Source organism: Lysinibacillus sp. GW823-FHT06C08 (assembly GCF_058795135.1).
This window is the reverse complement of sequence record NZ_JBXAHN010000016.1, coordinates 1-15,611: the sequence shown is the minus strand read 5'-3', so window position 1 is coordinate 15,611 and position 15,611 is coordinate 1. Positions and strand designations below refer to the sequence as shown.

The window sequence follows — 15,611 nt, the reverse complement described above, 5'->3', positions numbered from 1 at the left end:
CCTCTCGAGAAAAGAGGACAGCATTTTTATTTTACAATTTCTACCCATTTATAGCTTATGTCAGCTGAGAATGGATGCTCATATAAGTTTTTCACATATGGTTTTGTCAAACGACTTAACCCTTTTTGGAATGTTGGGGCAAATGCTACATCTTCCATCATTAATTTTTCGGCTTGCTGCATAAGTTCCCAACGCTCGCTAACATTAGAGGTAGTTTTTGCTTGTTTAATAAGTGCATCAACTTTTTCATTTTTATAGTTAGATTGATTATAATAAGCCGTTGACTCAAATAATTCAATATATGTCATAGGGTCTTGATAGTCAGGGCCCCAGCCACCATAGTCTAAATCAAAATCAACAGCCCCTTCTAATGCAAGCTTTTGCTTATTTGGCTGCATATTAATTGTTAGCTCTAAGCCTTCTAAGTTCGTCTCCAATTGGTTTTTAATAAATTCAGCGGCTTTTTTAGATTCTGCACGGTCATATGTTAAAAACTCCAGCTTTACTTGGTCTACACCAAGTTCCTTTAAGCCAGTAGCCCACGCTTCCTTCGCTAGCTCGATATTTGTTTTATTCATATCGCTGTTGCCATCACGGAAATCATTTCCCTTGTCATCTGTTGATAATCCCTGAGGTACTAAATAGTAGGCAGGAATGGAACCATCCTGTAATATCACATCAGCGAATCCTTGTTTGTCCCATGCCATATCAATGGCTTTACGAATGTTTAGATTAGATAAATATTTATTTTCATGATTCATACGAATAAAATACGTATTTGGCTTTAAAAACGTTGAATACTCTGGACTGTCTTTATATTGAGCAACATATTCACTAGATAACTCGGCAGTGTCTATTTCACCAGCTTCATAGAGATTGACAGCCGTTGCCGTATCTTTCACTATTTTCTGCGTGATTTTAGTAAGCTTTACCGTGTCCTTATCCCAATAACTTTCATTTTTGACGAACGTCCATCCTTGCCCATGTTGCCAAGACTCCATCATGAAAGGTCCATTATAGATCATATTTTCCGCTTCTAGCGCGTATTGATCGCCTTGGGACTCTGTAAATTCTTTATTTAATGGGAAGAACGGTGCATACGTTGTTAAGCTAATAAAGTATGGGATCGGCGCATTTAGCTGCACTTCTAACGTTTCATCATTTATTGCTTTAATACCGATTTCCTCCACCTTCCCATAAAGGGGATCTTCTTCTGTTTGCACATTGGCAGCATTTTTTATATCTAGCATTAAGTATGAATAGATTGCTTGAGTTTCGGGATTTATAGCTCTTTTCCATGCATACTCAAAATCATGTGCTGTCACTGGAGTCCCATTACTCCACACAGCATCTTTACGTATTTTAAATGTATATACTGTACCATCCTCAGAAACTTCATGTGACTCTGCCATACCTGGAATTGGTGTATTTTCAGGACCTATACGATATAATCCCTCAAATACTGAGTTCATTGCCGTCACTGCAAGTGCATCTACACTCCCTAAAGAGCTCATCGTCGTTAAATCTCCTGTTGCCACTAAATGAAGTTCCTGTGCGGCAATATTATCTTCCCCATCAGAAGATACTTTGTCTGTTTCATTACTATTTGTAGTATTTCCAGAAGTGGTGTTATCTTTGCCGTAACAACCGACCAATACAACGAGCATTAATGCTAACAATACGAAAAGCCATTTTGTTTTTTTAGCCATCCTCAAAACCCCTTTAATTTTATTGCACGAAAGAAATCGCACTATAAAAATCTATGCAATTTCCATGCCGATTCTATTTTTTAAAAAATTGGCACAGATTTTGCATTATACTTTCATTAAAGGGGGAATGACAACATGTCAAAACTAGAACAATTACGAAATGCTCTACAAGCACAAGGTACAAGCGCAATGATTATTACAAATACTCAAAACCGACGTTATTTAACAGGATTTACAGGAAGTGCAGGAACGGTTGTAGTAACTAACACACGAGCACTTTTATTGGTGGACTTCCGCTATACACAGCAAGCAACAGAGCAAAGTAAAACATTTGAGGTTCATGAAATTGATCGCAGCCGTTTATATGAAACGATTCAAGAAATTTTAGAACAGGAATCCATTCAAACTGTTGGCTTTGAACAACATCACGTCACTTACTACACGTATCAATTAATGGCAAATAAATTAACAGCAACATTAAAGCCTTTATCTACAATTGTGGAAGATTTACGTATGATTAAGACACCAGAGGAAATTGAAATTATTAAGAAAGCAGCTTGGATTTCAGATCAAGCCTTTAAGCATATTTTGACATTCATTAAACCTGGTGTTACAGAAATCGAAATTGCCAATGAGCTGGAATCCCATATGCGTAAAAATGGTGCTACTGGCGCTGCATTTGATATGATTGTCGCTTCTGGTCATCGCTCTGCTCTACCACATGGCGTGGCGTCTTCGAAAACTATTAAGCAAGGTGATATGCTTACACTTGATTTTGGCGCTTATTATGAAGGCTATCGTTCTGACATGACAAGAACTATTGCTGTCGGCGAGCCCCCTGAACAATTAAAAGAAATATATCAAATTGTTTATGGCTCCTTGCAACACGCTCTTTCTAATATGAAGGCTGGTATTACTGGACGACAGGCAGATAGCTATACACGTGACTATATTACAGCTAAAGGCTATGGGCAAAATTACGGACATGGAGCAGGTCATGGCATCGGTCTAGATATTCACGAAAATATTTTCATGTCGACAGTTTGTGAAGACGTTTTAGAGGAGAATATGGTGCTTACTGTAGAGCCAGGCATTTATGTCCCACAAGTTGGTGGTGTTCGTATAGAGGATGATGTCATCATTACAAAAGATGGTGTTGAAATAATCACACACTCGCCAAAAGAACTCATTATTTTATAATTTCTTTACACTTACCCTATAGATGTTTACTTTTTTTTACACTTTTTAAAACCATTCATTTCAACATTTTGAGCTTATTATTGAAAGCTAATGATTCATTTCGTTGCACATGTCAAAGTTTCTTGTCACTATATTTTTCTAAGTTAGTTAGATAGATTGATAGAGAATCGAGGTTTAAGTATGCAACTTTCTATTAAACAAACACAAGAATTACAAATCGTTATGTCTACCCAACTTCGTCAGGCAATCGAGCTACTCCAATACTCAACTCAGGAGTTAGAACAATATATACGTGAACAAGAGCTCGTTAATCCGTTAATCGAACTAAGTGAACCAACACTTAAAGAGCACCTACAGATTCCAAAAACGAGTAGCGGACACTATAACAATTGGCATCTTTCTACAAAATGTGAAAAAAATATTCGTGATGAGCTGTTCCAGCAGGTCAGGCTAACATTTGATAATGAAAAGGACATTCAGCTCTTAAAACATATTATTTATCATTTAGATGACAATGGTTATTATGAGCAACCTATACAAACTTCTTATAATGACCTAGAAATAGAAAAGGGCATTCATTTATTACAAACGATTGGTCCTTTAGGAATGGGTGCACGTAATTTAAAGGAATGTTTACTATTACAAACTATTTATTGTCCTAACAGCCCTGCTCATGCCGATACTATTATTTCTAATTATCTAGAAGAGCTTGCTCATAATAATTGGAAGAAAATATTAAAAGAGCTGGATATATCACTAAATGACTTACAAATGATTTATCTTTTTATACAATCTTTACAGCCAAAACTAAGCTCATTATTTTATCAGGAATTGGTACATACGACGATACCAGATATTATTGTTGATATTGTTGACGGTGGGATTACCTTTTCGTTGAACGATTATTATTTACCAAAGATTAGTATTCACGCTGACTACTTTCCTTATATAAAAGCTCATTCCTCAGAAAAGAGTTATTTTAAAAAACACTTAGCTGACTACCACTGGCTAGTGAACAGCATTGAACAACGTCGAAATACAATGATCAACATTATGAAGGCCCTTATTGAAAAGCAAAAAAATTTCTTTCTGGATGGCTTCGACGCCATGCAACCACTTACGTTGCGTGAAATTGCTGACCAAATAGATGTTCACGAATCAACGGTAAGTCGTATTACAACAAATAAGTATGTACAAACTGCTTTTGGCACCTTTGAATTAAAGGAATTATTCAGCTCTAAATTGTCGACAGCCAATGGTCAGAGTGTGTCACAAGTAAAGGTGAAGTCTTTGCTGTCAGACTATATCAAGTCAGAAAATAAGGCTAAGCCCTTCTCTGATCAAAAAATAGCTGAATATTTTAACGCTGCTTTAGGCATTGAAATATCTCGACGTACCATAGCCAAATACCGCGAGGACATGAGTATCCCGTCCTCTGCACGGCGTAAAATAATACCCTTTCAATAACGAGAAAAGGAGCTACCTATTGAAGATAGCTCCTTTTCCTTCTTTCATGCAAATTCACCTATTATTGCTTCATATTAACAAATACACTTTTCACCTCAGTGTAATTGGACAATCCATATTCACCGCCCATTTCACGACCAATACCTGACTGTTTGTAACCTCCAAATGGCATCGTTTCCCATTCTAATCCAAAATCATTAATCCATACTGTCCCTGCTTGTAGTTTACTAGCAATATAATGTGCCTTCTTTACATTTTCAGTCCAAATGCTTGCAGCAAGTCCATACTTACTATTATTAGCGCGTGCAATTACTTCATCTACTGTTTCAAACGATAGAATGGACATAACAGGTCCGAAAATCTCTTCTTGGGCAATTGTCATCGTGTCCTGTACATCAGCAAAGATAGTTGGTTGGACAAAATATCCCTTTGGCAGTGCTCGATCACCGCCAGCTACTAAGCGAGCACCCTCCTCTTTTCCTTTTTCGATAAAATAAAGAACAGTGTTTAATTGCTTTTGTGACACTAATGGACCCATATCTGTTTCTGGGTCTAAACCTGGCCCTACCTTCAATGCTTTAGCCTTTTCTGCGAGTCGTTCAATAAATTGATTGTATAGACTACTATGCACAAATACTCGTGTACATGCGCTACAGTTTTGGCCATGATTGTACATCGTCCCAGCAAATGTTCCTTCTATTGCCTCCTCGACATCTGCATCTTGTAACACAATAGCAGGAGATTTCCCCCCAAGCTCTAATGTTATACTTTTCACATCATCAGCAGCCTTTTTCATCACGTGTATTCCTGTCTTTGTTGATCCAGTGAAGGCTACTTTTGCTACACCTTTATGAGTAACAATCGCTTCGCCCGCCTCTCCCGTACCTGGTACAATATTTACTACACCGTCCGGAAAACCAGCTTGTTTCATTAATTGCCCCACATATAATAATGACAATGGCGTTTCAGCCGCAGGTTTGATGACAACCGTACATCCTACAGCTAACGCTGAGCCAAGCTTCCATGCCGCCATGGCAAGAGGAAAATTCCAAGGAATAATTTGACCTACAACTCCAACGGGCTCATGTACAATGTAATTCAAGTAATCCTTCGACACTTGTACAGTCTGGCCTGTAATTTTTGTTGCCCAGCCCGCAAAATAACGAAAATGTTGAACTGTGCCATCCACATCATCTGCAAGAGCAGTTTTATATGGTTTTCCATTGTCTAATGATTCAAGCTGTGCTAGCTCTTCACGATGTTCTTCTAGTAAATCTGCCAATTTATAAATAATTCGGGAGCGTTCAGCTGCCTCCATCGTTGACCATTCACCATCAAATGCTTTTCGAGCAGCTTCTACTGCAAGATCAATATCTTCTGCCTGTGCTTCGCTTACTACCGCAATGACCTCTTCATTAGCAGGATTTAAAACATTCAATGCTTTACCTGATTGAGCTTGCACATATTCACCGTCAATATACAAGCCGATCGTGGACTGTAGAAATTCCTTTACTTGTGGTTTTAATGTCAACACTGCCTCCATCATTCATCCCCCTTTGCATTAATAATGTTCAATTGCCAGTACGTCTAAATTAGTCATAATTGCTTTAAGTTGGGCATCTTCTTCCTCTGTTAGTGGGAGTCGTGGTAGACGACAAGGCCCTCCTGCCCACCCTTTTAGTTCCATTGCACGTTTAGTAATTTGTACATATTTACCCGATCCCTCTAAAAATGCACATAAAGGTAATAAGCGATCGTAAATTGCCCAAGCTGCCTCTAGGTTCCCCTCTTGTACTTGGCTATATAATTTTGTCACAAGCTCTGGCACAATATTTCCAGATACAGAAATCCACCCAACAGCCCCAACTAAAAATGATTCGATAGCTAAATCCTCTGAGCCACAAAATACTTTTATATCATCTTGGCCTTGACGTACGATATCACGCGCTTTTCCAATATTGCCGCTTGATTCTTTAATATGTGTAATATTTGGAACATCTCTACCTACTTTTAAAATCGTTTCTAAGCCAATATCTACCCCCGAAGTAAACGGATTATTATAGATCATAATAGGGAAGTTTACAGATTCGGCTACTGATTTAAAATGAACATATATTTCATCATCTTTTGGATGTGCGTAATAGGAATTAATTAATAATGCTGCATCTGCTCCAGCCTGTTCTGCCTGCTGTGTATAGATAATTGCTTCTGCAGTTGTTTCAGCTGCTGTACCAACAATCAATGTAATTCGCCCTTTAATTTGATCTACAGCTACCTCTACTGCTTTAAACCGTTCTTCTTTCGTTAAACTTACAAATTCACCTGTACTACCGTTAATAGCAATACCTGTTACCCCTGCTTCAATAAAATGTTCAATATTTTGACGGAAACCACCCCAATCAATGTCTGTTTGATTTTTCATCGGCGTTACTAATACAGGAAATACACCTTCTAGATTTTTCATCTTTATCCTCCTCTATCCTCTTTTATTACACAATGATAAATCCATGCTGCAAAGGATCTTCACGGTCCACTACAAATTGATGGATTCCTGTGATATAACCTGTTAATGCAATTTCGTAGCCAGCTTCATGCTTTTGTATAATTTCAATGCTGCTACCAAAAATACTGTCGTTTTTTTTGACAGCTTCTTCCCCTAAAACCGCTATTAACGCCAGTGTACTATCTACACCAGGTGAACGTAATATATAGCCATCTCGTTCAAAGGTAACGGACCTGACAGAGCCAACTAATTGTTCATACATAATGACCCCATCTGCCGTACTATATTTCTCACTTTCTAGTAATCCCCACGTACTGATTTCTGCTAATTCTTCTAAAACAATGGCTTTAATTTGCCGTGGTTTTTCAACCACCATGTAGCGTCGTTCATTATCAATAATGACTTGCTCACCTTCTAAATGTGCTGGCTTCACTATTAAATGAACTGATAATACTGCATCTCTCTTTTCAGAAAGTTTGACATAGGCTTCATAGACGCCTTTGACTGTTTCAATAGAGTAAGTATTATTTTTTGAGAGTTCTATTGTTCCTTGCTCAATCAATGCTGTCATTGTGGCTACAAGTGCCTCATACTTAAAATTTGTAGAAGCTGCATGCTGGAAAAATAATAAGCGATAAGAAGCAATAGCGGATGGTAAAACAAGGCAGCCATTCATTCCACGGTGTCCTCTAGGCTCATTCAAAAGCTGTTGTTTTGTATCTTCAAATTGTGTATTTAACTGATGATCCGCTTCCAAAATATCTTCATGCATAAGCATGATTGGGGATTGCACAATGATGCGAAAGGCTTCTCCCACTACTTGTGTATCTATCGTTTGAAAAGACTTATGAAAATTCATGTTTATCCTCCCTTAGTGATCCATTGGCGGAATCATCAAATAGCCCTCTTTTAGTGGGTCCTGATCATTGTAAAAGAAACGATGCATCCCCATTACCCATGCTGATCCTGTTACCTCCGGAATAACAGCTGTTAAACCACTTATCGTTACTTCTTCTAGTACACATGCTTTAAACATTGTTCCCACAATACTTTCATAAACGAAGGACTCATTGAGAGCGAGCTTATTTTTTGAGTAGAGTGTAGCAATTTTGGCAGAAGTACCAGTGCCACAAGGAGAACGGTCTATTCCTCCTGGCGGAACAACAACTGTATTTTTTAAATCTGCTGATGGGTTAACTGGATCTGTATAAAACTCAATATGTGTAAGCCCATGGATAAACGAGAATTCAGGATGGACAATATCCTCCTTAGCATTTACAGTATTGCGGAGGCGAATAGCCGTGTTAATAATCTTCGTCGAATTGTCTACAGCTAAGTCTAGATTGATTTTTCTAGCATCAATAATGCCGTAAAAGTTCCCTCCATATGCTATTTCACATTCCACTACACCTAGCTCAGCATCGTTGATTTCAATCGTTTTTAATAAAAAGGATGGTACGTTTTTAAAGGTCACTTCCTTCGCTACTCCATCATCCACTTTAATTTGTACATCTATTAAACCTGCAGGTGTGTCCAATTTTATGTTTGTATAGGGTGTAGTGACCTCTATTAAATTTGCTTCAATTAGTGCTGTACAAACACCTATTGTGTCATGTCCACACATTGGTAAGTACCCACCTGTTTCTATATAAATCACGCCAATATCGGCTTCGGGGTGGCAAGGATCTGTAATGATAACGCCTGACATTACGCTATGTCCTCGTGGCTCATTCATAAGAAATTTTCGAATCCAGTCATAGTTCTCTTGCATAAATAACATTTTTTCTGACATAGTTTTGCCTTCAAGCTTGGGCATACCACTTATTAATGAACGTGTTGGATTTCCACCCGTATGAGTATCAATCGTCGTAAATAGCTTTTGAAAATTCATTTATGAAGGACTCCTTTCTGAAAACGACTAAGATGTACCGGTTCAGTAGGAATGCATGTATCTTTGTGCTGGAGTAATTCTTGGATAAGTTTTCCGGTAACTGCAGCTAAGCTAATGCCATCTCCTTCATGACCCGCTGCAATATAGAAGCCAGGTACTTCTTCTACTTCACAAATAATAGGTAAATGATCTTCTGTCCATGGTCTTAACCCTGCATATGTACGAATAATCGACATATCAGCAATTTTTGGATAGAATCGTACTGCACGTCTAGCAATCATTTTTGCCACATCATGATTCACCTTCGTGTCAAAGCCTACAAATTCACGACTACTCCCTATTAAAAAATTCTGTGCCTCTGTCGGTTCAAACACTAAGGCTACTCCATACTTTTCAATATCCGCATCCACCTTACGCTCTCCACCAAACTTTGAAATTAAATAACCAAATTCCATTACTTTTCTTAGCCCAACTGGTTGCTGACGTGATGCGACCAGTATATGACCTTTGCGAGGTTTAATGGGAATATCAATATCAAGCATTTGTCCAATAAACGGTGCCCAAATTCCGCAAGCATTAATGACTTTATTGGCGGTTATCCATCCGTCATTCGTTTCAAGTAAAAATGTATGATCTGGCTGTTTTTTAATATGCTTGACCTCTGTCTGTTTTTTTATCTTTGCCCCTAACTTCTCAGCTGAATGAAACATAGAAAATGTCAGCATGTATGGGTTCACTGTTGAATCAGTTTTACATTCCAATCCACCGTATAAGTCATCTGCGAAGTATTTTGATTCGTTCCGTAAATCCTCACGATCTAACATCGTAAAATCTAAACCCGCCTCTTGTTGGCGATTAACCCATTGCTGCGCAGCCTCCATCTCTAGCTCACTTTCACAAACAAGGATGCTGCCCGGATTCCGATATTCAAAGCTCATATCTAACTCTCTATTAAGTTCATGAACCAATCTTTGACTGACTAAAGACATTTGACTGTCGAAGCCAGGATCTTTATCAATAGCTAAAATATTGCCATCACAACGAGAAGAAGTCCCACTCGCAAGTTCGTTTTTTTCAAGTATTGTGATATCTAGGCCGGCCTTTGCGCAATAATAAGCTATTGCTCCACCAATAATGCCACCGCCAATAATTACGATATCATGATGGGATTTCTTCATATCTTCCTCCTCCTTTCTATTTATGACTGTATGATGCAAAAATCATGCCAATCTATCAAACTGGAATTTGTTTGATAAACTAGGCACTATGTGTCAAAATTATTTATATTATTCAAAATAATTGGACAAATGAACAATAAGGGGGGACTTATCTTGCATCCATATCATTTAATAATGAATAAAATAGTAAAATGTAACTTTGCTATTACAACTACTGACGACATTGTGTCCAAAATAAACGATGCCAGCAAACAATATTTTGTGATTGAAAATAATAAACCCTATGGTGCAGTTCGCGGTAAAAGAAAAAATGATGTTCACTATGTTGCCTGTCATACCATCCAGTCGAATTGCCCGCTCAAAAACGCCATTGAATATATGAAGGACTACGAATTTTTACTAGTTTGTAATGAGGAGAAGCAATATTTAGGATATTTATGGAGAGAGTCCTTAGCATACGACCTTGCCTATGAATTAGAATGCGGAAATGCTTATTTACAAACTATTTTAAATACTATTAATGAATCATGTACGGTCATAGATGCTGAACAAAATGTTATTTATTGGACAAAGGGTGCCGAAAGCATTTTTTCAGTATCTGGAGAAAATATTATCGGTAAGCCAATCACTCACTTTTTCAAAGAAGATCAACTAGAAATTTTACATACTTTACAGCATAGAAAATCTGTCTATCAACAGCAGCATTTTCCACGGGAAGATCTCGTCGTCATGATTAACTCTAATCCTGTTATGCTGCATGATAAGACAATTGGAGCGGTGGTAGCTGAAACAGATATTACCCATGTCAAGAAATTAAACGAAGAGCTTCATATTACATCTGAGAAATTGTTAAATTTAGAGAAACAGATGAATACGAATGGCCTAGCCTTTGACCCATTCACCCTTATTCGTGGTAATAGTCCAAAGCTTAAAGAAGTATTAGAAAAAGTAAAAAAGGTCGCAAAAACCGAGGCAAATATTTTAATTTATGGAGAGAGTGGCGTTGGTAAAGAGCTGTTTGCACGTGCAGTTCACGCTATTCGAGAAAAGTCTGAGGCACCCTTTGTTGCTATCAATTGTGGGGCCATTCCAAGCGGTCTATTTGAAAGTGAAATTTTTGGCTATGAAAAAGGAGCTTTTTCTGGTGCCCATCAAAAGGGAAAAAAAGGTAAAGTAGAGCTTGCACGTGGGGGTACTTTATTTTTAGATGAAATCGGTGAGATGCCGCTAGAAATGCAAGTCAAGATTTTACGATTGCTCCAGGAAAAAACTTTTTACACAGTTGGCGGTACAAAGGAAATGGACGTCGAATTTAATTTAGTAGCAGCTACTAATAGAGATTTGAAGCAATTAGTGGCAGAGGGCAAATTTAGAGAAGATTTATATTATCGACTGAATGTGGTGAATTTCACAGTCCCCCCTCTTAGAGAGCGGGCATCAGATATATTAGAAATAAGCAATTACTTCTTATATGAAAAGTCGATTAAATATAATCGACCTATTCAAGGTATCCCAACTGAAATAGCAAATGTTCTTTTAAAATACCACTGGCCAGGCAATGTGCGTGAATTATCTAATGTTATCGAGCGACTCGTTGTTTTTTCTGATGAGGGGGCCATTCATATGGAAGATCTTCCTACTGATATTTTAGCGATGATGCCAAAAGATGAAACATTGGACGTTAAGAGGGAGTTTCCTCTAGGGACAGAGCTCCACCATCAGCTTGAACATTATGAACGAGAAATAATATTAGACCAGCTTGCTAAAGTAAATGGTAATAAGAAAACATGCGCTAAAATTTTAGGTATTACTCGTGCCACTTTATACAACCGATTAAAAAAATTAAACATAGACGTCTAATTTATTTAAATATATGTCAATATTTCTATACACACCTTTCACATCCATCTAGATTTACTTTTCGTAGCTATTTTTTTCTTTGGCATAGTTTTTGCATTATGTTCTATGTTAAGTATTTTTTAGAGTAGAGGTGGAACTATGCAAAATAAATCTATGATTGTATGCCGTTGTGAAGAAATTAGTTACGATGAATTAGTTGAAAGCGCATCAAAATATAAGTGCTCTGCACGAGAACTGAAATTACGAACGCGTGCAGGTATGGGCTATTGTGGCGGTCGTACATGCCGTACTATGGTAGATAAAATTGCCAATCTTCATCATCCTCGTAAAAATGATGAGGTTTCATTAAAACATCAAGCCCCTATTCGACCAGTACGATTCTCCGACTTAGGGGAGGTTAACTGATGACAGAACGTATATTAAACCACCCAATTTTCGGGAACATAATACAAAGAGAAAAAGTGACCTTTACTTTTGACGATCATGAGTTTGAAGGTTACAAAGGTGAGTCCCTAGCGGCTGCCTTGCTAGCACACGGAATACGGACTTTACGTTTGCACGAAGAAACTGGGCAGCCTCGAGGTATTTATTGTAATATTGGACATTGTTTTGAATGCCGTGTCACTGTAAATGGCTTAGAGGGCGAACGAGCATGCTTAACCCCTCTCTCAGATGGGATGGTTGTAAAAAGTGGACAGACACTTCCTACGACAGTAAGAGACTGGAGGAAGAATCATGAACAATAAAGTAGTTATTATTGGAGCTGGTCCTGCTGGGCTTGCGGCGGCCATTACATTAGCGGAAAAAAATATTGCAGTCCTTGTTATCGATGAATATTTATATGCGGGAGGTCGATTACTGGGACAACTATATGAAGAAAAGCCAGGAACATGGTGGAATGGCATTGTAGAATCTGAACGTTTAGTAGAACGAGCTAAAGCAGTCCATGTTGAGTTTTTATTACAAACAAGTGTATCCGACTTAGAAAAAATAGATGGCATGTGGATCATCCATACAACCAAAGGTGTATTTCGTACCCAACATCTGCTACTAGCTACTGGAGCTGCCGAATCGCCTTTCCCAATTCCAGGTTGGACGCTACCAGGGGTAATGTCTGTTGGAGCAGCACAAGTTATGACAAATGTGCATCGTGTGAAGCCAGGTAAACGTGGCGTCATTGTCGGAGTTAATGTACTTTCTTCAGCGATTGCGATGGAATTACAATTAGCAGGTGTTCAGGTAGCCGCTATTACATTACCCCCTGCTAACTTGTTAACAGAAGGGAATAGCAATCCCTTAGAAGTTATGAACTCATTATTGCATGTAGCTCATATGGCTCCCTCCCCTTTTGTTAAGATGGGTAGCAAATTCATGAAAAATGACTTTATGAAAAAACTCGGTATTACCTTTTATCCTAAAAATGGTGTGAAAATGTGGGATATACCTATTATGTTGCGTAAAGCGGTTATAGAAATCGTAGGTAAAGATCAGGTCGAAGGGGTCGTTTTAGCAACTGTGAATACAGACGGCTCTATTGTGAAAGGTAGCGAACAACGTATCAAAGCTGATTTTATTTGTATCGCTGGTGGCCTTTACCCTCTAGCAGAGCTTGCTTCTGTAGCAGGTTGTCCATTTCATTATATCGAACAATTAGGTGGGTTCATTCCTTTACATAATGAACAAATGGAAACTAATTTAGAGGGATTATATGTAGCTGGAAATATTACAGGAATTGAAGGAGCCAAGGTAGCATTAGCGCAGGGAGAAGTTGCAGCACTTACAATTGCTCAACGCCTCAATGGAGGAGCATCCAATCATGATATTAAGCTGGCCATCCAAGCTGTTGAAAAAACAAGAGCCACTGCACATATTCAATTTCATCCAGAAATTTTAGCTGGCCGTCAGCAGATGAAACAAATTTGGAATGAAACTGTTGGGTCTCTTACTATTCATAAAAAAACTATATGAAAGTGTAAAAGTCTTTTTCTCATCTTCATGAGTAAAAGGCTTTTTTGCTTTATGGCATAAAACATGCAATACATAGGGTGAGCTTAAAAATCATGAAGGGAGGTTTTCGCTATTTAAACATTTACCTAAACTAAAGCCGTACACACGCTTCAATCATATTGCAGGCATAATTCGCGTGATGAGTTGAGTGCTGGTGATGTATAGTAAACAAATTTTAGGGTGATAATTAAGGATTTTGATTTAAGAAAAAAAGGGGGAAACATCTATGGAGACAATCGTTAATGCGTTGGTCGATTATATTTGGGGAAATGCACTTGTATACTTAGCATTAGGGGTAGGTCTTTACTTTACCGTCCTAACAAAAGCTGTTCAAATTCGTTATATTCCTGAGATGATTCGATTATTACGTGAACGTAAAGAGTCAAATGAAGGAATCTCATCATTCCAAGCGTTTTGTATGGCATTGTCTGGGCGGGTTGGTGTTGGCAATATCGCAGGAGTGGCTACGGCAATTGCTGCTGGTGGACCAGGCGCAGTACTTTGGATGGGTGTTATGGCATTTCTAGGGGGTGCAAGTGCATTTATTGAATCAACACTTGCCCAATTATATAAAGAAAAGGCTGATGATCAGTATCGCGGTGGTTCTCCATACTATATCGAAAAGGGTTTAAGACTAAAGGGTTTTGCTATATTTGTTGCGATTGTTATCTGTCTTTCATATGGTGTTCTAGTACCGGGAATCCAGGCGAATACAATTGCCACTTCATTTAATACGGCTTTTCATATTCCGCCCTTTATAACAGGTGCCTTAATCGTTATTCTTTTGGGATTAATCATATTCGGTGGTGTAAAACGCATAGCACGTGTTGCAGATAAAGTTGTTCCTATTATGGCACTTGCCTACGTCATTTTAACACTCTTCATATTAGGAGCGAATGTAAGTGAAATTCCAGATATGGTTAAACTTATACTGACAAGTGCCTTTGGTACAAATGCAATTTTTGGAGGTATAGTGGGGACTGCCATCGCCTGGGGTGTAAGACGCTCGGTATTTTCAAACGTAGCTGGAGCAGGAGAAGCAACTTTTAGTTCTGCTGCTGCTGAAGTATCTCATCCAGCTAAACAAGGTTTAGTTCAAGGGTTTTCCATCTATATTGATACAATCATTGTCTGTACGGCTACAGCTTTAATGATTCTCATAACAGGTATGTATAATGTTACTCCTCCTGGAACAACGACACCGTTAGTTGAAAATATCCCGGGCGTTGTAGCAGGTACTGCTTATACACAAGCAGCAGTATCTACAGTATTTAATGATTTTGGAAGTGGATTCGTAGCTATAGCAATTTTCCTCTTCGCATTCACTACTTTAATGGCATATTATTATATTGCAGAGACAACTATTGTGTATTTAGATAAAAAACTTCGCTTCCCATTTTTAAAATTAGTATTAAAAGTGATCTTCTTACTAGTTGTTTATATTGGAAGTGTTCAATCTGTCAGTCTTATGTGGGGTCTTGGAGACATTGGATTTGGGAGTATGAGTTATTTGAACTTTATTGCTATTGTATTATTAACCAAGCCAGCGATTCGAGTTTTACAAGATTATGATCGACAAAAAAAGGCTGGCCTCGATCCTATTTTTGATCCAAGAGAAGTCGGAATTAAAAATGCCGAATTCTGGATAGAATATAGCAATAGGCATAAAAAGAAATGAATAGAAATAAAAAAACAGTCAGCACACAGCTGACTGTTTTTATTGCCTAGCGACGTCCTACTCTCACAGGGGGAAGCCCCCAACTACCATCGGCGCTAAAGAGCTTAACTTCCGTGTT

13 protein-coding genes and 1 rRNA gene are annotated in these 15,611 nt (G+C 38.2%); 7 read left to right on the top strand and 7 right to left on the bottom strand.

The genetic code is table 11. From position 1 onward, the window contains the following. Positions 1 to 26: 26 nt before the first annotated feature. Positions 27 to 1,709, bottom strand: coding sequence for a peptide ABC transporter substrate-binding protein (locus AC1Q6O_RS22150; protein ID WP_239355478.1), 1,683 nt, complete (start codon positions 1,707 to 1,709; stop codon positions 27 to 29). Positions 1,710 to 1,844: 135 nt separating this feature from the next. Between AC1Q6O_RS22150 and AC1Q6O_RS22145 the strand changes: the two genes are divergently transcribed. Both AC1Q6O_RS22145 and rpoN read left to right on the top strand, forming a co-directional pair. Continuing rightward, positions 1,845 to 2,909 (top strand): M24 family metallopeptidase, encoded by a 1,065-nt coding sequence (locus AC1Q6O_RS22145; RefSeq protein ID WP_492402225.1) that lies wholly within the window; start codon positions 1,845 to 1,847, stop codon positions 2,907 to 2,909. Positions 2,910 to 3,089: 180 nt separating this feature from the next. Then, the gene (gene rpoN / locus AC1Q6O_RS22140) at positions 3,090 to 4,376 is read left to right on the top strand and encodes an RNA polymerase factor sigma-54 (RefSeq protein WP_089987163.1); all 1,287 of its coding nucleotides are present in this window, start codon (positions 3,090 to 3,092) and stop codon (positions 4,374 to 4,376) included. Positions 4,377 to 4,437: 61 nt separating this feature from the next. On the opposite strand, the gene AC1Q6O_RS22135 is transcribed toward rpoN, so the two are convergent. From AC1Q6O_RS22135 to AC1Q6O_RS22115, 5 genes are read right to left on the bottom strand one after another with little or no spacing between them, the layout of a single operon-like run. Then, the gene (locus tag AC1Q6O_RS22135; protein WP_301337953.1) at positions 4,438 to 5,919 is read right to left on the bottom strand and encodes an aldehyde dehydrogenase family protein; all 1,482 of its coding nucleotides are present in this window, start codon (positions 5,917 to 5,919) and stop codon (positions 4,438 to 4,440) included. 18 nt (positions 5,920 to 5,937) lie between these two features. Next, complete coding sequence (dapA, locus tag AC1Q6O_RS22130) at positions 5,938 to 6,840, bottom strand: 4-hydroxy-tetrahydrodipicolinate synthase (RefSeq protein ID WP_089987165.1); 903 nt, start codon at positions 6,838 to 6,840, stop codon at positions 5,938 to 5,940. Positions 6,841 to 6,865: 25 nt separating this feature from the next. After that, on the bottom strand, positions 6,866 to 7,738 hold the full coding sequence (locus tag AC1Q6O_RS22125; RefSeq protein WP_089987166.1) for a proline racemase family protein: 873 nt from the start codon (positions 7,736 to 7,738) through the stop codon (positions 6,866 to 6,868). 12 nt (positions 7,739 to 7,750) lie between these two features. Continuing rightward, entirely contained in the window at positions 7,751 to 8,770 is a 1,020-nt protein-coding gene (locus tag AC1Q6O_RS22120; RefSeq protein WP_089987167.1) for a proline racemase family protein, read from the bottom strand. Continuing rightward, a complete protein-coding gene (locus AC1Q6O_RS22115; protein WP_043990237.1) occupies positions 8,767 to 9,948 on the bottom strand; it encodes an NAD(P)/FAD-dependent oxidoreductase in 1,182 nt (393 codons plus the stop codon). Before AC1Q6O_RS22115 ends, AC1Q6O_RS22120 begins: the two co-directional genes overlap by 4 nt. Before the next feature lie 174 nt (positions 9,949 to 10,122). Between AC1Q6O_RS22115 and AC1Q6O_RS22110 the strand changes: the two genes are divergently transcribed. From AC1Q6O_RS22110 to AC1Q6O_RS22090, 5 genes are all read left to right on the top strand, one after another. After that, positions 10,123 to 11,808 carry a sigma-54 interaction domain-containing protein gene (locus AC1Q6O_RS22110; RefSeq protein ID WP_008177029.1) on the top strand — a complete coding sequence of 562 codons (1,686 nt, stop codon included), beginning with the start codon at positions 10,123 to 10,125 and terminating at the stop codon, positions 11,806 to 11,808. 138 nt (positions 11,809 to 11,946) lie between these two features. Beyond that, positions 11,947 to 12,213, top strand: a complete 267-nt coding sequence (locus AC1Q6O_RS22105; protein ID WP_008177031.1) for a (2Fe-2S)-binding protein — start codon at positions 11,947 to 11,949, stop codon at positions 12,211 to 12,213. Beyond that, on the top strand, positions 12,213 to 12,554 hold the full coding sequence (locus tag AC1Q6O_RS22100) for a (2Fe-2S)-binding protein (protein WP_008177033.1): 342 nt from the start codon (positions 12,213 to 12,215) through the stop codon (positions 12,552 to 12,554). The genes AC1Q6O_RS22105 and AC1Q6O_RS22100 overlap by 1 nt, the downstream gene beginning before the upstream one ends. Continuing rightward, the gene (locus AC1Q6O_RS22095; RefSeq protein ID WP_008177036.1) at positions 12,544 to 13,776 is read left to right on the top strand and encodes an NAD(P)/FAD-dependent oxidoreductase; all 1,233 of its coding nucleotides are present in this window, start codon (positions 12,544 to 12,546) and stop codon (positions 13,774 to 13,776) included. Before AC1Q6O_RS22100 ends, AC1Q6O_RS22095 begins: the two co-directional genes overlap by 11 nt. Before the next feature lie 265 nt (positions 13,777 to 14,041). Next, complete coding sequence (locus AC1Q6O_RS22090) at positions 14,042 to 15,493, top strand: alanine/glycine:cation symporter family protein (protein WP_089987169.1); 1,452 nt, start codon at positions 14,042 to 14,044, stop codon at positions 15,491 to 15,493. Between the two features lie 44 nt (positions 15,494 to 15,537). On the opposite strand, the gene rrf is transcribed toward AC1Q6O_RS22090, so the two are convergent. After that, a 5S ribosomal RNA gene (gene rrf / locus AC1Q6O_RS22085) occupies positions 15,538 to 15,611 on the bottom strand; the annotation flags it as partial.